Origin of the sequence: Klebsiella sp. C283 (genome assembly GCF_048822555.1) — a bacterium.
In the GTDB taxonomy this organism is placed as follows: Bacteria; Pseudomonadota; Gammaproteobacteria; order Enterobacterales; family Enterobacteriaceae; genus Klebsiella; species Klebsiella quasipneumoniae.
In genome coordinates, this window is record NZ_JBMEZS010000004.1 from 26423 (window position 1) to 44416 (window position 17994).

Consider the following 17994-nt stretch of genomic DNA (forward strand, 5'->3'; position numbering starts at 1 on the left):
GCATTAATCTTATCAGTGCCTCGCTTTAAAATAGCAGGAAATAACAACGAGGTGTTTATCGTGACAGACAATAGCCTGCATTCATCCAGCGTGCTTACGCCGCGCTCGCATCTCATTGCCGATCTGGTGATGGGCAGATTAACACCCGCACCTATCTGGCGGCAGAAAAATTACCGCTTTAAGTTTCTGCTGCGCACGGCGTTATTTTATAGCCCTACCAAAGCGATGCTGGAGGCGCTGAGCGCTCGTGACGATTTTAACCAGCTGCTGACGGCGCAGGCGACGCTGCCGGGGAAAGTGCACCGTCAATATCTGACGCGCGATCTCAACGCCTGGCAGCGGGCGATGGCGGTCATAAGCCATTATCGCTATGTCGATACCCTGCGCGGGTCGCGGCTGGCGCATGCCATGACCGCGGTGTGCGAGGTCCCGTTGCTGACGCTCAATGGAAAAGATGAACGCCAGTTTACCCTCTCGGCCTCTTCGGCCGGGAAGGCCGAGCGTGAGGGTGAAACCACCCTATGGCTGCGCGACAGCGACCATACCCTGCTGGCCAGCGCGACCTTCAGCGTGACCCGGGAGGGCGACGCCTGGCAGCTGGTCATCGGCGGTTTACAGGGACCGCGACGCCACGTTTCTCATGAGGTGATCAAGCAGGCGACCCGCGCCTGCTACGGTCTGTTCCCGAAGCGCCTGCTGCTGGAGTTTATCTGGCTGCTGGCCGCTCGCAGCCATATCGCGGCGATTTACGGCGTCAGCGATAACGGCCATGTGTTCCGCGCCCTGCGCTATCGCCTGAGCAAGGGGCGCCATTTCCACGCCAGCTATGACGAGTTCTGGCAATCCATCGACGGCAAGCCGGAAAGCCTCTGGCGCTGGCAGCTACCGCTGCGTCTGGAAAGAAAACCGCTGGAGAGCATCGCCAGTAAAAAACGGGCCGAATACCGGCGTCGATTCCAGCTGCTGGATCAGCTGGCGGAGCAGGTGGCAATATTGACGCAGCCGCTGCCGGGCATGTAAATTTCGCGACCAGCGAACCCGCCCCGTTACGCGGCGTTTGCTTATTATGTTCTTATTTCGCTACTATCATGGTCCCGCAGGCCATTGGATAGTCGTTAGCATGATGAGTAAAACCGAAATTTTTCTGCTGATTATTCTGGCGGTCGTGCTGCTGGGCAGCATATGGTTTATTTTCAGCGATGAAATTTGGCTTTTACTCTGCTATCTGGAGAGTCAGATATTTCCCACCTTCAGCGTTCCGGAATAATACTGTTTGCCCGAAACTACACCTCTGAATATTATTTCCCGCCACGTAGTGGGGCGCGGACGACTAATCGCATGAATTGCCAAATCAATAAGGTTTTGTTTATTCTATTTATCATACAAATAGGTATACTAGCAGACTTCCGATGTTGGCCCGCCAGTTAACCTGCACGCCGGGCCTGTTTAGGTGCAGGTTTTTTCTTTTCCTCTCCCCTCGCTTACGGTTCCGCCTTCCTCATATCGTTCTTCCGCAGGATGCAATTTGTGTGTAAATGAATTGTGTATGCTAAAAACGGTGTGCTATAACGGGACATCCAGAGGCCAGCCTGGTGATTGACTGACAGGATGTCGCTGGTCATCGCGAAAGCAGACAGATTAAGATAAAAAGAGACCGAATACGATTCCTGTATTCGGTCCAGGGAAATGGCTCTTGGGAGAGAGCCGTGCGCTAAAAGTTGGCATTAATGCAGGCTAAGTCGCCTTGCACTATAAGAATAGTTTAACGCGTCAGCTTTTCCAGTCTGCGGCCAATGTGGCCGAATAATTCCTGGAAAAGAGGGCGCTGTTAGCGAAAAAACCGCCACTGCCGTTGTCCGGCAAGGGCGGTTTTTTTTATGTCATTACAGCGAGATAGCGCGAAAATCTAGCAGAGCTTCTGCGCGCGCTCGATAAACGGCGCGAGGCTCATTTTTTGCCCCGGGTGCTGCGGATCGTCGATCTGGATCACCGAGATCGGCTGGGCGGTGGTTTTGCCGGCTTTGACCTGCTGCTCAGCCACCTCATTGAGCGGATACTGGACCAGGGTGCTCGGGTTGATAGCGTAGAGGGCATTGCCCGGACGACAGGTCAACATCACCTCTTCACGGTTGAACGCCCAGCTCTCCTTTCCTACCTCAAAGCGGCTCACGGTGATAATTTGCGGCGCCGCCAGAGCAGCGCCGGAGCTTGCCAGTAACAACATGGTCAGAACAATTTTTTTCATGATTTTGCCAGTTAATTCAATAAGGTTCCCAGGTGGCAAACAGGCTGACGGCCAGCAGCGCCAGCGCGCCCAGCCCTATCTCGGCCTGCGTGGTTCGCAGGATCAGGCTTTCCGCCCGCGAACCGCTTGCCGACATGCGCGGTACCAGAACATACCTGTTCACTAACGCAATTACCACCATCCCGGCCACCAGCGCACATTTGATCAACAGCAGGCGTCCCCAGGGCGATGCGCCAATCAATCCTCCCTGGATCAACAGCGCATTGATCGCCCCGCTGGCAAGGGTGCCGGCGACGGCCAGATGCCCGTAGCGTGAAAAGCGCGCCATGGTATAGACTGCGGCCTGCCGCCAGCGCCCCTGCGCCAGGCGCAGGCAATAGATAAAGGGCAACAGGCCGCCGAACCAGCTGGCGACGCAGAAGAGGTGGACAGCATGATTAGTCCGCTGCAGGGCGCCGAGTAAACCATCATGCATGGCGGCATGCCCTACCCCAGCGGAAAGCAGCAGCTGGGCCGCCAGCAGGGCCACCAGCTGGCGAGCGCCGTGGCGGGGACGGATCCACACCACGGCGAGGGCGATCCACGCCAGCAGGATCTGCCAGATCCACACCCCGCCGAAGCGGGTACCCGCCACCGCCTGCCAGACGGCGGGTTGCCAGACATCCGCCCAGCCCTCGCCCATCATCCCCCCCTGCAGCAGATACAGCGCCAGGGTAGAGAGCGCGCCGATCAGCAGCAGCGGGCGCAACAGCGGATAGAAGCGCAGCATCAGTACGCGTCGCAGCGGCACCGGCGCCCACCAGGCGCCATACAGCACGCAGCCAAAAGCCAGCATCAGGGCGATAAAATGCCCAAAACGCAGGGTAATATAGAGCCCGGTCAGCATCGCTTACTTCACGCTAAAGGTGTATTGCCCTTTGGTTTTATGGCCATCCACTGAAACTACATGCCATGCCACAGTGTATTCTCCCGGCCGCAGGGTTTCCGCCACAGGCACGGTGACCTGGGTGGGGTTGTCGGCGCTGCGGGTCAGTTTGCCGGTGGCCACCGCATGCTGCTGCGGACCGGTGACGGACACCCCGCTGAACGCGGGTTCAATGCCTTCGGAGAAACTGAGCGTCAGCGTCTGCGGAGAAGCCGCCAGCTGCGCGCCGGCGGCGGGGATCTGCTGCTGCAGGTGAGCGTGGGCGAGCGCGCCCGTCGCGGTTAATAGCCCGGCAAACGCAACGGAGAGGCGCATCGCGCGTCCAGCAAGAAGTCGCATATTCGTCATTCCCTTTTGTTATGTCTGTAGCACAGAGAATAACCCTGTATAATGGCAGAGTCGAGCCGGGCGTCAGGCCCTGACCGGGTTTACAAGCAGAGTGGAGTGTATGATGGAAAGAAATCTGGCCAAAATTTCGCAAGATGAGATGGATAAAGTCAACGTCGATCTCGCCGCCGCCGGCGTCGCCTTCAAAGAGCGGTATAATATGCCGGTGGTCGCTGATTTGGTCGAGCGTGAACAGCCCGCCCATCTGCGCGACTGGTTCCGCGAACGACTGATCGCCCATCGGCTGGCCTCCGTCTCGCTGTCCCGCCTGCCCTGGGAGCCGAAACAGAAATAATGCCTACTTCCCCCCTCGCCGTCGGTTGGCAAGCCTGGCCAATTGCTTTACGCTTATTGTTTTGCTCTGGAGCGAGCCATGCTGCGCGTCATTGATACCGAAACCTGCGGACTGCAGGGGGGCATCGTTGAAGTCGCCTCGGTCGACATTGTCGACGGGCAGATCACCAATCCCATGAGTCATCTGGTGCGTCCTGACCGCCCCATCAGCCCGCAGGCGATGGCTATCCACCGGATTACCGAAGAGATGGTCGCCGATAAGCCATGGATTGAGGAGATTATTCCGCACTATCATGGCAGCCCGTGGTATGTCGCGCATAACGCCAGCTTCGATCGTCGGGTGTTACCGGAGATGCATGGCGAGTGGATCTGTACCATGAAGCTGGCCCGCCGGCTGTGGCCGGGGATCAAATACAGCAATATGGGGCTCTATAAATCACGTAAGCTGAACGTGGCCACGCCGCCGGGGCTGCATCACCACCGGGCGCTGTATGACTGCTATATCACCGCTGCGCTGCTGCTGGATATCATCAACGTTTCCGGCTGGACGCCTGACGAAATGGCCGATATCACCGGTCGGCCGGCGCTGCTCACCACCTTTACCTTCGGCAAATACCGCGGTAAAGCCGTCGCCGAGATTGCTGAAAACGATCCAGGCTATCTGCGCTGGTTATTCAACAATCTCGACCGCATGAGCCCCGAGCTGCGCCTCACGCTCAAGCATTACCTCGGGGAATAGCCCCTACACTGCCGCTTTCCCCGGCAGTGTCCCCTGCGCCAGGGCGATGAAAAAGGCGTACTCCAGCGCCACTCCCTCATAGCTTTTAAAGCGCCCGGATTTTCCGCCATGGCCGGAGTCCATATCGGTGCAGAGCAGCAGCAGGTTATCGTCGGTTTTCAGTTCACGCAGTTTCGCCACCCACTTCGCCGGCTCCCAGTATTGCACCTGGGAATCGTGCAGCCCGGTGGTCACCAGCATATGCGGATACGCCTGCGCCTTCACGCCGTCGTAGGGGCTGTAGCTTTTCATGTAGTGGTAATAGGTTTCATCCTGCGGGTTCCCCCACTCTTCAAATTCGCCGGTCGTCAGCGGAATGGTCTCATCCAGCATGGTGGTCACCACGTCGACGAACGGCACCTGAGCTATTACGCCGTGGAACAGCTCTGGACGCTCGTTAACGGCCACCCCCATCAGCATCCCGCCGGCGCTGCCGCCCATGCCATAGCAGAGCCGCGGGTCGCCGTACCCCTGGGCCAGCAGCGCGTCGCAGACGTCCAGATAGTCGTTGAAGGTATTTTTCTTACACAGGAATTTTCCATCCTCATACCACTGCTGGCCCAGCTCGCCGCCGCCGCGAACGTGGGCGATAGCGTAGACAAAGCCCCGGTTGAGCAGGCTCAACCGGCTGGCGCTGAAATCGGCATCGATACTGTCGCCATACGAGCCATAGCCATAGACCAGCAGCGGATTGCTCCCTTTACGAAAATGGTCGCGATGGTAGACCAGAGAGACCGGGACTTCGACGCCATCGCGGGCGGTTACCCACAGGTGCTCGCTCTGATAGCAGCGGGTGTCCAGCCCCTTCACCTCCTGCTGCTTGATCACCCGTCGTTCGCCGGTATCCATATCCAGCTCAAACAGGGTGTCGGGCGTGGTCATCGAGGAGTAGCCGTAGCGCAGGCGCGACGTTTCAGGCTCCGGGTAATAGGCAAGCCAGGTGACATAGGCCGGATCGTCGAAGGCGATCCCTACCACCTCCCGGGTCCTGCGGTTAATCTGCCGCAAACTGGTCAGGCCGCGCTGACGCTCCTCGACGACCAGCCAGTCGGTAAACAGGGTAAATCCTTCGAGCATCACGTCGTGACGCGGCGGGATCAGCGTGGTCCACTGCTCTTCATCGCGCAGCACGGTACGGTAGAGGCCAAAATTCTTCCCCTCCCGGTTGGATCGCAGATAAAAAGCGTGCTGATAGTGATCGAGGCTATATTCATGATCTTTACGCCGCGGCAGGAAGCAGACCGGCTCGGCGTCTGGCAATTCGGCGTTGAGCAGCAGCACTTCGCTGGTGGTGGCGCTGGAGAGATAGATCACCACGAACTGCTGGGATGTGGTTTTATGCACGCTGACGTAGAAGGTCTCATCTTTTTCCTCATAGACCAGCGCGTCGCTCTGCGCCGGCGTCCCGACGGTGTGGCGCCAGACCTGATAAGGAAGCAGCGTGGTGGGATGTTTACGCACATACCACACAAAGCGTGAATCGTTGCTCCAGGCAAAGCCGGAGGTGACATTTTCCAGGGTCTCCGGATACCACTCGCCGTTGCTGAGGTCGCAAAAGCGCAGGCCGTACTGGCGGCGGGAGAGATAATCTTCCGCCACCGCCATCAGCTGGTTGTTGGGCGCAATGCCCAGCCCGCCCAGGGTGTAAAACTCGCTTTTCGCCGCCCGCTGGTTGGCATCAAGCAGGATCTCCCACTCGTCCCACTCCTCTTTCAGCACCGACTGGCGCTGGTAGATAGCGTATTCGCAGCCCGGTTCGTACACCTGACGATAGCGAAAGCCGTTTTTGCTGTAGGGAGCCGAGACTTCCCGCTGCGGAATGCGGTCGATAATCTCTTTCAGCAGACGCTCCTGCAGGCTGAGCTGCGAATCCATCACTTGCTTGCCGTAAGCGTTTTCCGCGTGCAGATATTCCAGCACATCAGGCCGCGCGCGTTCATCGTCGCGCAGCCAGTAATAGTTATCGATGCGTGTATCGCCATGCAAGGTCATGGCGTGAGGGATCCGTTTGGCTTTAGGTGGCATGTTATTCTTCTGCTGCTTTTTCGTGACACAAGAGCATTCAGGCCGCAGGGTGGCGCCTGAATGATGACGTGTCTATAAGGGTGGCAAAAGACGCGGGCGATGCAAGCGAAACGTGATAATTTAAACGCTTAGCGCCTGTTTTTGTGACTGGATATCCTGTTCGATGTCGGCCCGGACATCTTTTGGCAACGCCAGGGCCTCACCCAGGGCGTTGAGATAGCTGCGCTCCATAAAGTGGTCGATATCGATCACCGCGCAGCTGACGTAGTAGATCTCCAGCGCCTCCTGCGGGTCAACGATGCCCTCGGCGAGACGCTGCGGATCCAGCGGCTGAGCCAGCGCCTGGTCAATCAGCACCCGCGCCTGAACGTCAATATTGGCTTCCCGAAGCTGGGCTTCAATCCTCGCCCGCTCGTGATCGTCGATATGCCCATCGCTTTTGGCGGCAAACACCAGGGCGGTGATCAGCCGCACGCTGCGCGGATCGACATCCGCCGGCGCCGCAGCCGTCTCTGGTGTCGGGGCGGGCGTGTTCTGAGCGCGCATTTTCTGCTGATACTTGTTCCACAACACGGTACCCGCCACTGCCCCACCGCCAGCCAGCAGCGCGCTGGTGCCATATTTCGCCAGCAGCTTGCGTGACGATTTGCTGGCCACCAACAGCCCTGCCAGCCCGCCGATGGCGCCGGGCAGCAGGGCGCTCCCTTTTGACGATTCGCCGGACGGCGACGCGCCCTGCTGTCCGAGCAGCGACTGCAGTTGATTTAGCCAGTTAGCCATGGTTTTCCTCTCAGGTGACAAACACTGTTATCAGCCTAAACGACGCGATGTCAGGAAATGTTAGATATGGCTAAAGATGCGCAAAGGTGCGCGCGGCGGCGGTACCGGGTCCAACCCACCAACCCACCAACCCACCAACCGACCAACCGACCAACCGACCAACCGACCAACCGACCAACCGACCAACCGACCAACCGACCAACCGACCAGCCAGCCAGCCAGCCATCAGGCCGCTTTGGCTTTCCGCGTTTTGGCAGCCGGCGCGGCGGCATCTTCCGCCGGGGAAGCCTCTGCGTCCGTTGACGGCGCGGGCGCATCGTGCGCAGTCGCATCCTGCTCCGGCAGTTTGCCGGCGCGCAGGATATGCTGCAGCGCCTCTTTACGCTCCGCCAGCCACATCGCCATGGTATCGCGCTGGGCATCGTCCATTTCCAGCGGCGATGCTACCAGCCAGTCATTCAGCACCTCTGCCAGATCGAGCATTTTGTCGTAAGCGTCGGCCTCTTTTTTGCTGGCAAAAGACATTTTTTCCTCACCTTCGCGGATCACCACATATTTAATTTCAACCGCCATGCTGCAGCCTCTCAATACTGTATTTTTATACAGTATAGCAAATTTCCCTTCCGGACTCAACTCACGCGCGTAAAGACAGACGCAAACGTTTTCGTTTATAATCAACCGCATCTTTTTTTACTGCGGAAGAGAGTTATGACTGTATTAGGCACCGCGCTGCGCCCGGCAGCCACCAAAGTTATGCTGTTAGGCTCCGGCGAGCTGGGTAAAGAAGTCGCCATTGAATGTCAGCGTCTGGGCATTGAAACTATCGCCGTCGACCGCTACCCCGATGCCCCGGCGATGCAGGTCGCCCACCGCGCCCACGTCATCAATATGCTGCACGGCGAGAGCCTGCGCGCGCTGATCGAACAGGAAAAACCTGATTACATCGTGCCGGAGATCGAAGCTATCGCCACCGATATCCTGGTCGAACTGGAGCAGGCCGGGCAGAAAGTGGTCCCCACGGCGCGGGCAGCGAAGCTCACCATGAACCGCGAAGGCATTCGCCGTCTGGCGGCGGAAGAGCTGCAGCTCCCCACCTCCAGCTACCGTTTCGCCGACAGTGAAGACGCCTTCCGCGCGGCGGTCGCGGAGATCGGCTTGCCGTGCATCGTCAAACCGGTGATGAGCTCTTCCGGTAAGGGCCAGAGCTTTATCCGCTCGGCTGACCAGCTCAGCGAAGCCTGGCGCTACGCCCAGCAGGGCGGCCGCGCCGGCGCCGGGCGGGTGATCGTCGAAGGGGTGGTGAATTTCGACTTTGAAATCACCCTGCTCACCGTCAGCGCCGTCGATGGCGTGCATTTCTGCGCCCCGGTCGGCCATCGTCAGGAAGATGGCGATTATCGTGAATCCTGGCAGCCGCAGCAGATGAGCGACCTGGCCCTTGAGCGCGCTCAGGATATCGCCCGTAAGGTGGTGCTGGCGCTGGGGGGGCATGGCCTGTTCGGCGTGGAGCTGTTCGTTTGCGGCGACGAGGTGATCTTCAGCGAAGTCTCCCCGCGCCCGCACGACACCGGAATGGTGACGCTTATTTCGCAGGATCTCTCGGAATTCGCCCTGCACGTTCGCGCCTTTCTTGGGCTGCCCGTCGGCGCCATCCGCCAGTATGGCCCAGCCGCTTCCGCGGTGATCCTTCCGCAGCTGACCAGCCAGAACGTCAGCTTCGGCCAGCTGCAGTCGGCCGTCGGAGCGGGCCTGCAGCTGCGTCTGTTCGGCAAGCCGGAGATTGACGGCACCCGTCGTCTGGGGGTGACCCTCGCCGTCGCCGATTCAGTGGAAGAGGCCGTAGCGCGGGCTAAAACCGCCGCCGCGGCGGTTATCGTCGAAGGGTAAAAACAAAAAACCCGGTCGCGTTGCCGCTGACCGGGTTGTTGACCTTGAGGCGCGGTTTACTTCGCGCCTTCTACCGCTTCACGCGCCAGGGTGGTGATGCGATCGTAGTCGCCAGCTTCCAGGGCGTCGGCCGGCACCAGCCAGGATCCACCGATGCACAGCACGCTGTTCAGCGCCAGGTAATCACGGTAGTTGGCTGGGGAGATACCGCCGGTCGGGCAGAAACGAATGTGACCGAACGGACCAGCAATCGCCTGCAGCGCTTTCACGCCGCCGTTGGCTTCCGCCGGGAAGAATTTAAACTCTTTCAGACCGTACTGCATGCCCAGCATCAGCTCGGAGACGGTGCTGATCCCCGGGATCAGCGGAATAGTGCCGTCTTCGGTCGCCGCTTTCAGCAGAGATTCGGTCAGTCCCGGGCTGATAGCGAACTGCGCGCCGGCTTCTGTTACCGCTTTCAGCTGCTCGACGTTGGTAACCGTGCCCGCGCCGACAATCGCGTCCGGCACTTCTTTAGCAATCGCGCGGATCGCCTCCAGGGCGCACTCGGTGCGCAGAGTCACTTCCAGGACGCGCACGCCGCCCGCGACCAGCGCTTTCGCCATCGGTACCGCGTGTTCCAGCTTTTTCACTACGATAACCGGGACAACCGGACCGGAGGTGAGGATTGCTTCTGCTGTTGTTTTCCAGTTTTTCATCAGGATTTTCTCTCGCCAGATCTAGAAATTAAATCGTCTTAAAAAGTGATGCAGGTTGCGCCCTGCTCCGCGCCAGAGAGCTTCTCACGCAGCGCCCCAAACATCTCCCGACCGGTTCCTACGCGCGACGCGCTGAGGTCAGGGATATGCGGCTGACGCGCCGCCAGTTCGGCATCGTCCACCAGCAGCGTCAGTTCCCCCGTCTGCCCGTTCACGCGAATAAGATCGCCATCGCGCACTTTCGCCAGCAACCCACCATCATAGGCTTCAGGCGTGACATGGATGGCTGACGGGACTTTACCGGAGGCGCCAGAGAGTCGGCCATCGGTCACCAGCGCTATTTTGAAACGGCGGTCCAATAATACACCAAGTGGCGGCATAAGTTTATGTAATTCTGGCATCCCGTTCGCTTTTGGCCCCTGATGACGGACCACCACCACGCAGTCTTTGTCCAGCAGACCCGCTTCAAAGGCCGGCAACACGTCGTGCTGGCTCTCGAACACCACCGCCGGCGCTTCAATCACCTGGTTCTCTACCGGGACTGCCGAGGTTTTCATGACCGCACGGCCGAGGTTACCGCTCAGCACCTTGGTGCCGCCGTGACGGGAGAACGGTTTCTCGAAAGTCGCGATGACCTGATCGTCAAGCGGCGCCGTCGCGCCTTCCCGCCAGTCCAGCTCGCCGTTGTTGAGCCACGGCTCGAGGGTGTAGCGCGACAGGCCGAAGCCGGCGACGGTGTGAACGTCCTCATGCAGCAGGCCGCCTTTCAGCAGCTCGCGCACCAGAACCGGAACGCCGCCCGCCGCCTGGAAATGGTTGATATCCGCCGGGCCGTTGGGGTAGAGGCGCGCCAGCAGCGGCACCACGTCTGACAGGTCAGAGAAATCATCCCAGTTAATGATGATGCCCGCCGCGCGGGCCATCGCCACCAGGTGCATGGTGTGGTTGGTGGAGCCGCCGGTCGCCAGCAGCGCCACAATGCCGTTAACCACCACTTTTTCGTCAAACATTTTGCCCAACGGCATCCACTCGTTGCCATTGCCGGTCATGCGGGTGACCTGGCGCGCGGCGGCGGCGGTCAGCGCTTCCCGCAGCGGGGCATCCGGATGGACGAAGGACGATCCCGGCAGCTGCATGCCCATAAACTCCACCACCATCTGGTTGGTGTTTGCCGTACCGTAGAACGTACAGGTCCCCGGAGCGTGGTAAGAAGCGGCTTCGGACTCCAGCAGCGCCATGCGGTCAACTTTGCCCTCTGCGTACAGCTGGCGAATGCGAACCTTCTCTTTATTAGGCAGGCCGCTGGCCATCGGACCGGAGGGAATAAAGACCGACGGCAGGTGGCCGAATGAGAGCGCCGCCATGGTCAGTCCGGGCACAATTTTATCGCACACGCCGAGATACAGCGCGCCATCGAACATGTTATGCGACAGGCCGATGGCCGCGGACATGGCGATCACTTCGCGACTCAGGAGAGAGAGCTCCATGCCGTCCTGTCCCTGGGTCACGCCGTCGCACATCGCCGGCACGCCGCCGGCCACCTGGCCGACCGCATTGGCGCTGTGCAGCGCTTTGCGAATGATATCCGGGTAGTGTTCGTAGGGCTGATGCGCGGACAACATATCGTTATAGGAGGTGATGATGGCGATGTTGTTGCGCAACATGCTTTTCAGGGAGGCTTTGTCGTCGGCCTGACAGGCCGCGAAACCGTGAGCCAGATTGCCGCAGGCCAGTTGCGCACGATGCACGGTGTCGGTTTTGGCCTGGTTAATCCTTGCGAGGTAAGCCGCGCGGGTATCACGCGACCGTTCGATAATGCGATTTGTTACCCGTAACATTGTCGAATTCATAAAGGCTCCTCAAAATTTTATCTGTCCGGCCGCTGCGAGATGACGTGTTTTGGTGCCCGAAGCCACCAACACCAGCGCTCAGGGGCAAAATGTCTGTAGGCAGTGTAATAAAAAAAGCCCCGTGGGTGAATCCTCACGGGGCTTAAAAGATTAAAAAGCGTGCGACTTTCTGCGTCAGATCATGTTACCGGTAAAATACCCCTGACGGATAAGACCGCGAGCTTACTCGAACTCGTTCCACGAGCGGCCATCGCGGGTGATCATGGCCACCGAGGCCACGGGTCCCCAGGTCCCGGCCTGATACGGTTTCGGCGCATCGCGGTCGGCTGCCCAGGCTTCGGTGATGGAGTCCACCCACTTCCACGCCTCTTCCACTTCATCACGGCGGACGAACAGCGCCTGGATACCGCGCATGGTCTCCAGCAGCAGACGTTCATAGGCATCGGCCAGATGCGTCTGATTGAAGGTTTCGGAGTAGCTCAGATCCAGCTTGGTGATCTGCAGGTTATGCTTGTGGTCGAGGCCCGGCACTTTGTTCAGGACCTGGATATCCACCCCTTCGTCCGGCTGCAGGCGAATAGTCAGCTTGTTCTGCGGCAGCTCCTGCCAGGTCTCTTTAAACAGGTTCAGCTCCGGCGTTTTGAAATAAACCACCACTTCGGAACATTTGGTCGGCAGACGTTTGCCGGTGCGCAGATAGAACGGTACGCCAGCCCAGCGCCAGTTATCGATATCAACGCGGATCGCCACGAAGGTTTCGGTGTTGCTGGTTTTATTCGCCCCCTCTTCTTCGAGGTAGCCTGGCACTTTTTTGCCCTGGGCAAAGCCGGCGGTGTACTGGCCGCGAACGGTTTTCTCGCGCACGTTGGAGCGGTCAATACGGCGCAGGGATTTCAGCACCTTGACCTTTTCATCACGGATGCTGTCGGCGCTGAGATCGGACGGCGGCGACATGGCAATCATGCACAGGATCTGCAGCAGGTGGTTCTGGATCATGTCGCGCATCTGTCCGGCCTGGTCGAAGTACCCCCAGCGCCCTTCAATGCCTACCTCTTCCGCGACGGTGATTTCCACATGATCGATGGTACGGCAGTCCCAGTTATTGACGAACAAGGAGTTGGCAAAGCGCAGCGCCAGCAGGTTGAGGACCGTCTCTTTTCCGAGGTAGTGGTCGATACGGTAGACCTGGCACTCTTCAAAAAACTCGCCGACCTGATCGTTGATTTCCCGCGAGGTTTCCAGCGAGGTGCCCAGCGGTTTTTCCATGACCACGCGCGCAGGCTTGGCATTGAGCTTCGCTTCGCCCAGACCTTTACAGATGGCGCCAAAGGTGCTCGGCGGCATGGCGAAATAGTTGATGGTGACGCGATTCTTTTGGTCCAGCATGTCGCCCAGGCGGCTGAATCCGCTGGTGTCATTGACGTCAAGATTACAGAACTCCAGGCGTCCGCTCAGGGAATCCCACAAACCTTCATCAATTTTTTCCTTCATGAAGGTTTCCAGCGCTTCGCGCACCACTTTGGTGTAAGCCGCTTTATCCCAGTCGGCACGGCCGACGCCAATGATCCGGGTGTCGGCGTGGATCTGGCCCGCCTTTTCAAGCTGATACAGGGAAGGCAACAATTTACGCCGCGCCAGGTCGCCCTTCGCGCCGAAAATGACCAGGTCGCATGCCTGGGCCGTTTGCGTTACCGCCATGTCATTCTCCTCAGTTGATAGTCTGGTGCTTTTGCCAGGCTATATTTGTAATTTTCTTACACTGCACTGTACTGTGTTTACGTATTTCCCGAAAGCCTTCCCCTCCGTTTGCGGCGGGAAAACCGCACAGGGTGAAAACATTCGGCGATGATTTGGGCATCTGGCTGATATTGCTCGTTGTTTGTACCTGTTTCAGGTCAGTAAAATACGACTCTGATCATGTAATGAAAAAAAACAACATTTTTTCCCGTCATTCCTCACCGCTTGCGCTTGCGGAGGGGTATATTCTTGCTAAAACGCCCGATGATTTCACCCATTAATGAAATCGTTTCCATTGATGAGCGCCCTGTTACTAATGAACATGCTGGAAAAAATCCAGTCCCGACTGGAACACCTTAGCAAATCTGAACGCAAAGTGGCGGAAGTGATCCTTGCCACCCCCGCGCAGGCCATTCATTCGAGCATCGCCGCCCTCGCCCTTGAGGCCGGGGTGAGCGAACCGACCGTCAATCGCTTTTGCCGCAGTCTCGAAACCCGCGGCTTTCCTGACTTCAAACTGCATCTCGCCCAGAGCCTTGCGCACGGCACACTCTATGTTAACCGCAATGTTGATGAAGACGACAGCGTTGAGTCATACACGGGAAAAATATTTGAATCGGCCATGGCGAGTTTAGATCAGGTCCATCATTCTCTCGACATGTCGGCAGTGAATCGCGCGGTGGATCTCCTGACTCAGGCCAAAAAAATCGCCTTTTTCGGCCTGGGCTCTTCGGCGGCGGTCGCTCATGACGCGATGAACAAATTTTTCCGCTTTAACGTGCCGGTCATCTATTCCGACGACATTGTCCTGCAACGCATGAGCTGTATGAATTGCGATGACGATGATGTGGTGGTGATTATCTCGCATACCGGAAGGACCAAGAGCCTGGTGGAGCTGGCGCAGCTGGCCCGTGAAAACGATGCCATGGTGATCGCCCTCACCTCTCCCGGCTCTCCGCTGGCCCGGGAAGCCACGCTGGCCATTACCCTGGATGTGCCGGAAGATACTGACATCTATATGCCAATGGTCTCGCGTCTGGCCCAGTTGACCGTCATTGACGTGCTGGCGACTGGCTTTACCCTGCGCCGGGGAGCAAAATTCAGAGATAACTTGAAGAGGGTCAAGGAAGCGCTGAAGGAATCGCGTTTTGATAAAGAACCGTTCGTACCCAGTGATAATCAATAAAAGTTGATAACAAGCAGTACCCCATTACACCTTCGATAACGATCCGGCTGTGCGACGTTGCAGGCTGGCGCTACCGAATCCATGTTCACGCAACACCAAAGTTGTATCAGTCAACGGAGTATTACATGTCCAGAAGGCTTCGCAGAACCAAAATCGTTACTACCTTAGGCCCGGCAACTGACCGCGATAACAACCTGGAAAAAGTTATCGCCGCGGGCGCAAACGTAGTGCGTATGAACTTCTCTCACGGCACCCCGGAAGATCATCAGCTCCGTGCCGATAAAGTGCGTGAGATTGCGGCAAAACTGGGCCGTCACGTAGCCATCCTCGGCGACCTCCAGGGACCAAAAATTCGCGTATCGACCTTTAAAGAAGGCAAAATTTTCCTCAACGTCGGCGACAAATTCCTGCTCGACGCCAACCTCGGCAAGGGCGAAGGCGACAAAGAGAAAGTCGGAATCGACTATAAAGGCCTGCCGGCGGACGTCGTGCCTGGCGATATCCTGCTGCTCGACGATGGTCGCGTGCAGCTGAAAGTCCTCGAAGTTCAGGGGATGAAAGTGTTCACCGAAGTGACCGTCGGCGGCCCGTTGTCCAACAACAAAGGGATTAACAAGCTGGGCGGCGGCCTGTCTGCCGAAGCGCTGACTGACAAAGACAAGGCCGATATCGTCACCGCCGCTAAAATTGGCGTCGATTATCTCGCCGTCTCCTTCCCGCGCTGCGGCGAAGACCTGAACTACGCCCGTCGCCTGGCGCGCGATGCCGGTTGCGATGCGAAAATCGTCGCCAAAGTCGAGCGTGCGGAAGCCGTCTGCGACCAGGACGCCATGGACGACGTGATCCTCGCCTCCGATGTAGTGATGGTTGCCCGCGGTGACCTCGGGGTCGAAATCGGCGATCCGGAGCTGGTGGGCATCCAGAAAGCGCTGATTCGTCGTGCGCGTCAGCTGAACCGTTCCGTCATCACCGCCACCCAGATGATGGAGTCGATGATCACCAACCCGATGCCGACCCGTGCGGAAGTCATGGACGTGGCCAACGCCGTGCTGGATGGTACCGATGCGGTGATGCTCTCCGCGGAAACCGCTGCCGGTCAGTACCCGTCGGAAACCGTGGCCGCGATGGCGCGCGTCTGTCTGGGCGCCGAAAAAATCCCGAGCCTCAACGTCTCCAAACACCGTCTGGACGTCCAGTTCGACAACGTGGAAGAAGCGATTGCCATGTCGGCGATGTATGCCGCCAACCACCTGAAAGGCATCACGGCCATCATCACCATGACCGAATCGGGCCGTACCGCGCTGATGACCTCGCGCATCAGCTCCGGTCTGCCGATTTTCGCCCTGTCCCGCCACGAGCGCACCCTGAACCTGACCGCCCTCTACCGCGGGGTGACGCCGGTGTTCTTCGACAGCCAGAATGACGGGGTGGCCGCTGCGCACGATGCCGTCAATCTGCTGCGGGACAAAGGCTACCTGGTCTCCGGCGATCTGGTGGTCGTTACCCAAGGTGACGTGATGAGCACCATCGGCAGCACCAACACCACGCGTATCCTCACCGTCGAGTAAGCCTCGGTCTCTACCTGCCAGCGCTACGGCTGGCAGGTATTTTTTTGCCCAACGCCCGGCAGGCTACACCATCCAGCTCAGCAATAGCGTCGCAGCGATCACCGTCGACGCCCCACCGATACGCGTCGCAATCTGTGCAAACGGCATCAATCCCATGCGGTTTGAGGCCGAGAGAATGGCGACATCCCCCGTTCCGCCCAGCCCGCTGTGGCAGCTGGTAACGATGGCGGCTTCCACAGGATACATATTAAGACGTGAAGCGATAAAGAACCCGCTCAGCGCCATGGCAATGACAATGGAGCCGCACACCACGACGTAGCCAACGGAGAAGACCGAGACCACGCTCTCCAGCGGTACATACAGCATGCCCAGGCCGATCATCAGCGGCCACACCAGCGCGGCGGAGACGAACTTGTAGCAACTGTGCGCCCCCAGCTCCATCGCCGCCGGGATAACTTTTGTATATTTGCAGAATACCGCCGCCAGAATCATCAGAACCGGCCCCGGAATATGCACCACCTTCTCCAGCAGACCGCCGATGATGAAAAAGGCGCAAATCATCAGCAACCCGGCGCCCATGAGCTGAAAATCGGTGGGCTGCGTACTCTGATTCTGCGCAAAGACGCTATTATCTTCATGGCTGCGGATCAGCATCCCGTTGCCGGACAGCGCCGGGCGACGAGCGCCCATGCGGGCCAGAAAGCCGGCGCAGATAATGGCGAAGATGTTACCCACCACCGCCGCCGGCGCCAGTTGAGCCACGTAGACATCTGGCGCCTGTCCGAGGATCGCCGAATAAGCCAGCGACAACGGCAGGATCCCTTCGCCGATGCCGCCACCGATAATCGGCACAATGATAAAGAAGAAGGTGTGATACATACTGTAGCCGAATAAGCTGCCCACCAGCAGGCCGGTTACGATTGCCGCGCCGGTTCCGACCACCAACGGGACAAACATGCGCACCATCCCCTGGATCAGAATCGTGCGGTTCATGCCAAGGATACTGCCGACCACCAGGCAGGCGATGACGAAATAGAGGAGATTGGCCTCCTTCATCAGCAAATGCACGGTATCGAGCGTATGCGCTTCAAATACGCCAAAGTAGACCAGCACTGAGGGCGTCATCAGACACAAAATCGCCGGACCGCCAATATCTTTTAACACCGGCACCATGCGGCCAATTTTCGCCAGTGCGAACCCCAGGGTCATGATGACCGCCAGTCCGCCAATCATGTTTTTTGGCAACAACCCCGCGCCAGCGGAAAGCGCCACTATCGCGGCGATACCTATAAACAGCGTTAACGGCACGGCGCCGACTTCGATATTGGCGAAAAGTCGAGTCGCTTGCCCGTTCGGCAACGTTTTATCTATCGGGTGGTTGAGTGAATTATTTTTCATATTTTTACCTGAATAATAAGGAGGTCACGTAGGGTCAGGATGCAATATTAAAATCGCGCAGCACTATGAACTAAAAAGCACTAAACGCCGTATCAACTAAATACACTGAAACGGTAGCACAGGACTTTAAAACTAAAAACGACAACCGTATTAACGCTGCCGGCTTTGTGACTGAGCCATAAAGTTTATTTTAAGTAATTTAATTTATTATCGCGAAGCTAAAGTTATCGCCAGCT

At 58.2% G+C, this 17994-nt stretch carries 18 protein-coding genes; 7 read left to right on the top strand and 11 right to left on the bottom strand.

Going from position 1 to position 17994, the window contains the following annotated elements; genetic code table 11:
- Positions 1 to 51: 51 nt before the first annotated feature.
- A complete protein-coding gene (locus tag ACOI7Z_RS08350; protein ID WP_072413392.1) occupies positions 52 to 1020 on the top strand; it encodes a VirK/YbjX family protein in 969 nt (322 codons plus the stop codon).
- A 103-nt stretch (positions 1021 to 1123) separates the two neighbouring features.
- Positions 1124 to 1267 carry an Ecr family regulatory small membrane protein gene (locus ACOI7Z_RS08355; protein WP_032425946.1) on the top strand — a complete coding sequence of 48 codons (144 nt, stop codon included), beginning with the start codon at positions 1124 to 1126 and terminating at the stop codon, positions 1265 to 1267.
- 639 nt (positions 1268 to 1906) lie between these two features.
- Here the strand turns inward: ACOI7Z_RS08355 and ACOI7Z_RS08360 are convergent.
- From ACOI7Z_RS08360 to yobA, 3 genes are read right to left on the bottom strand one after another with little or no spacing between them, the layout of a single operon-like run.
- Complete coding sequence (locus ACOI7Z_RS08360; protein WP_002911404.1) at positions 1907 to 2245, bottom strand: YebY family protein; 339 nt, start codon at positions 2243 to 2245, stop codon at positions 1907 to 1909.
- 16 nt (positions 2246 to 2261) lie between these two features.
- A complete protein-coding gene (copD, locus tag ACOI7Z_RS08365) occupies positions 2262 to 3131 on the bottom strand; it encodes a copper homeostasis membrane protein CopD (protein WP_048297809.1) in 870 nt (289 codons plus the stop codon).
- A gap of 3 nt (positions 3132 to 3134) precedes the next feature.
- Positions 3135 to 3509, bottom strand: a complete 375-nt coding sequence (gene yobA / locus ACOI7Z_RS08370; RefSeq protein WP_032453372.1) for a CopC domain-containing protein YobA — start codon at positions 3507 to 3509, stop codon at positions 3135 to 3137.
- A gap of 112 nt (positions 3510 to 3621) precedes the next feature.
- Here yobA and ACOI7Z_RS08375 point away from each other — a divergent pair, with 112 nt between their 5' ends.
- Both ACOI7Z_RS08375 and exoX read left to right on the top strand, forming a co-directional pair.
- The gene (locus ACOI7Z_RS08375) at positions 3622 to 3852 is read left to right on the top strand and encodes a DNA polymerase III subunit theta (RefSeq protein WP_002911406.1); all 231 of its coding nucleotides are present in this window, start codon (positions 3622 to 3624) and stop codon (positions 3850 to 3852) included.
- A 78-nt stretch (positions 3853 to 3930) separates the two neighbouring features.
- Positions 3931 to 4590 carry an exodeoxyribonuclease X gene (exoX, locus tag ACOI7Z_RS08380; RefSeq protein ID WP_023290237.1) on the top strand — a complete coding sequence of 220 codons (660 nt, stop codon included), beginning with the start codon at positions 3931 to 3933 and terminating at the stop codon, positions 4588 to 4590.
- A gap of 3 nt (positions 4591 to 4593) precedes the next feature.
- On the opposite strand, the gene ptrB is transcribed toward exoX, so the two are convergent.
- From ptrB to ACOI7Z_RS08395, 3 genes are all read right to left on the bottom strand, one after another.
- Positions 4594 to 6654: an oligopeptidase B gene (ptrB, locus tag ACOI7Z_RS08385; RefSeq protein ID WP_420702146.1), complete on the bottom strand. Its 2061-nt coding sequence runs from the start codon at positions 6652 to 6654 to the stop codon at positions 4594 to 4596.
- Positions 6655 to 6774: 120 nt separating this feature from the next.
- On the bottom strand, positions 6775 to 7434 hold the full coding sequence (locus tag ACOI7Z_RS08390; RefSeq protein ID WP_048336014.1) for a tellurite resistance TerB family protein: 660 nt from the start codon (positions 7432 to 7434) through the stop codon (positions 6775 to 6777).
- Positions 7435 to 7659: 225 nt separating this feature from the next.
- Positions 7660 to 8007, bottom strand: a complete 348-nt coding sequence (locus ACOI7Z_RS08395) for a YebG family protein (RefSeq protein WP_032453376.1) — start codon at positions 8005 to 8007, stop codon at positions 7660 to 7662.
- A gap of 135 nt (positions 8008 to 8142) precedes the next feature.
- Between ACOI7Z_RS08395 and purT the strand changes: the two genes are divergently transcribed.
- Complete coding sequence (gene purT, locus ACOI7Z_RS08400) at positions 8143 to 9321, top strand: formate-dependent phosphoribosylglycinamide formyltransferase (RefSeq protein ID WP_087849342.1); 1179 nt, start codon at positions 8143 to 8145, stop codon at positions 9319 to 9321.
- A 56-nt stretch (positions 9322 to 9377) separates the two neighbouring features.
- On the opposite strand, the gene ACOI7Z_RS08405 is transcribed toward purT, so the two are convergent.
- From ACOI7Z_RS08405 to ACOI7Z_RS08420, 4 genes are all read right to left on the bottom strand, one after another.
- The gene (locus tag ACOI7Z_RS08405) at positions 9378 to 10019 is read right to left on the bottom strand and encodes a bifunctional 4-hydroxy-2-oxoglutarate aldolase/2-dehydro-3-deoxy-phosphogluconate aldolase (RefSeq protein ID WP_002911423.1); all 642 of its coding nucleotides are present in this window, start codon (positions 10017 to 10019) and stop codon (positions 9378 to 9380) included.
- A gap of 38 nt (positions 10020 to 10057) precedes the next feature.
- The gene (gene edd / locus ACOI7Z_RS08410; RefSeq protein WP_023290242.1) at positions 10058 to 11869 is read right to left on the bottom strand and encodes a phosphogluconate dehydratase; all 1812 of its coding nucleotides are present in this window, start codon (positions 11867 to 11869) and stop codon (positions 10058 to 10060) included.
- 222 nt (positions 11870 to 12091) lie between these two features.
- Positions 12092 to 13567, bottom strand: coding sequence for a glucose-6-phosphate dehydrogenase (gene zwf, locus ACOI7Z_RS08415; RefSeq protein ID WP_044523979.1), 1476 nt, complete (start codon positions 13565 to 13567; stop codon positions 12092 to 12094).
- A gap of 10 nt (positions 13568 to 13577) precedes the next feature.
- A complete protein-coding gene (locus ACOI7Z_RS08420) occupies positions 13578 to 13727 on the bottom strand; it encodes a hypothetical protein (protein WP_032453387.1) in 150 nt (49 codons plus the stop codon).
- Between the two features lie 159 nt (positions 13728 to 13886).
- Here ACOI7Z_RS08420 and ACOI7Z_RS08425 point away from each other — a divergent pair, with 159 nt between their 5' ends.
- Positions 13887 to 14792, top strand: a complete 906-nt coding sequence (locus ACOI7Z_RS08425) for a MurR/RpiR family transcriptional regulator (protein WP_072096624.1) — start codon at positions 13887 to 13889, stop codon at positions 14790 to 14792.
- A 125-nt stretch (positions 14793 to 14917) separates the two neighbouring features.
- Positions 14918 to 16360, top strand: a complete 1443-nt coding sequence (gene pyk / locus ACOI7Z_RS08430) for a pyruvate kinase (protein ID WP_002911440.1) — start codon at positions 14918 to 14920, stop codon at positions 16358 to 16360.
- 63 nt (positions 16361 to 16423) lie between these two features.
- Here pyk and ACOI7Z_RS08435 read toward each other — a convergent pair whose 3' ends face one another.
- Positions 16424 to 17758: a 2-hydroxycarboxylate transporter family protein gene (locus tag ACOI7Z_RS08435; protein WP_049013980.1), complete on the bottom strand. Its 1335-nt coding sequence runs from the start codon at positions 17756 to 17758 to the stop codon at positions 16424 to 16426.
- Positions 17759 to 17994: the final 236 nt, after the last annotated feature.

Coding starts and splice junctions, on each gene's coding strand:
- ACOI7Z_RS08355 (WP_032425946.1), top strand. CDS start 1,124: ATGAGTAAAACCGAAATTTTTCTGCTGATTATTCTGGCGGTCGTGCTG.
- ACOI7Z_RS08360 (WP_002911404.1), bottom strand. CDS start 2,245: ATGAAAAAAATTGTTCTGACCATGTTGTTACTGGCAAGCTCCGGCGCT.
- copD (WP_048297809.1), bottom strand. CDS start 3,131: ATGCTGACCGGGCTCTATATTACCCTGCGTTTTGGGCATTTTATCGCC.
- yobA (WP_032453372.1), bottom strand. CDS start 3,509: ATGCGACTTCTTGCTGGACGCGCGATGCGCCTCTCCGTTGCGTTTGCC.
- ACOI7Z_RS08375 (WP_002911406.1), top strand. CDS start 3,622: ATGGAAAGAAATCTGGCCAAAATTTCGCAAGATGAGATGGATAAAGTC.
- exoX (WP_023290237.1), top strand. CDS start 3,931: ATGCTGCGCGTCATTGATACCGAAACCTGCGGACTGCAGGGGGGCATC.
- ptrB (WP_420702146.1), bottom strand. CDS start 6,654: ATGCCACCTAAAGCCAAACGGATCCCTCACGCCATGACCTTGCATGGC.
- ACOI7Z_RS08390 (WP_048336014.1), bottom strand. CDS start 7,434: ATGGCTAACTGGCTAAATCAACTGCAGTCGCTGCTCGGACAGCAGGGC.
- ACOI7Z_RS08395 (WP_032453376.1), bottom strand. CDS start 8,007: ATGGCGGTTGAAATTAAATATGTGGTGATCCGCGAAGGTGAGGAAAAA.
- purT (WP_087849342.1), top strand. CDS start 8,143: ATGACTGTATTAGGCACCGCGCTGCGCCCGGCAGCCACCAAAGTTATG.
- ACOI7Z_RS08405 (WP_002911423.1), bottom strand. CDS start 10,019: ATGAAAAACTGGAAAACAACAGCAGAAGCAATCCTCACCTCCGGTCCG.
- edd (WP_023290242.1), bottom strand. CDS start 11,869: ATGAATTCGACAATGTTACGGGTAACAAATCGCATTATCGAACGGTCG.
- zwf (WP_044523979.1), bottom strand. CDS start 13,567: ATGGCGGTAACGCAAACGGCCCAGGCATGCGACCTGGTCATTTTCGGC.
- ACOI7Z_RS08420 (WP_032453387.1), bottom strand. CDS start 13,727: ATGCCCAAATCATCGCCGAATGTTTTCACCCTGTGCGGTTTTCCCGCC.
- ACOI7Z_RS08425 (WP_072096624.1), top strand. CDS start 13,887: ATGAAATCGTTTCCATTGATGAGCGCCCTGTTACTAATGAACATGCTG.
- pyk (WP_002911440.1), top strand. CDS start 14,918: ATGTCCAGAAGGCTTCGCAGAACCAAAATCGTTACTACCTTAGGCCCG.
- ACOI7Z_RS08435 (WP_049013980.1), bottom strand. CDS start 17,758: ATGAAAAATAATTCACTCAACCACCCGATAGATAAAACGTTGCCGAAC.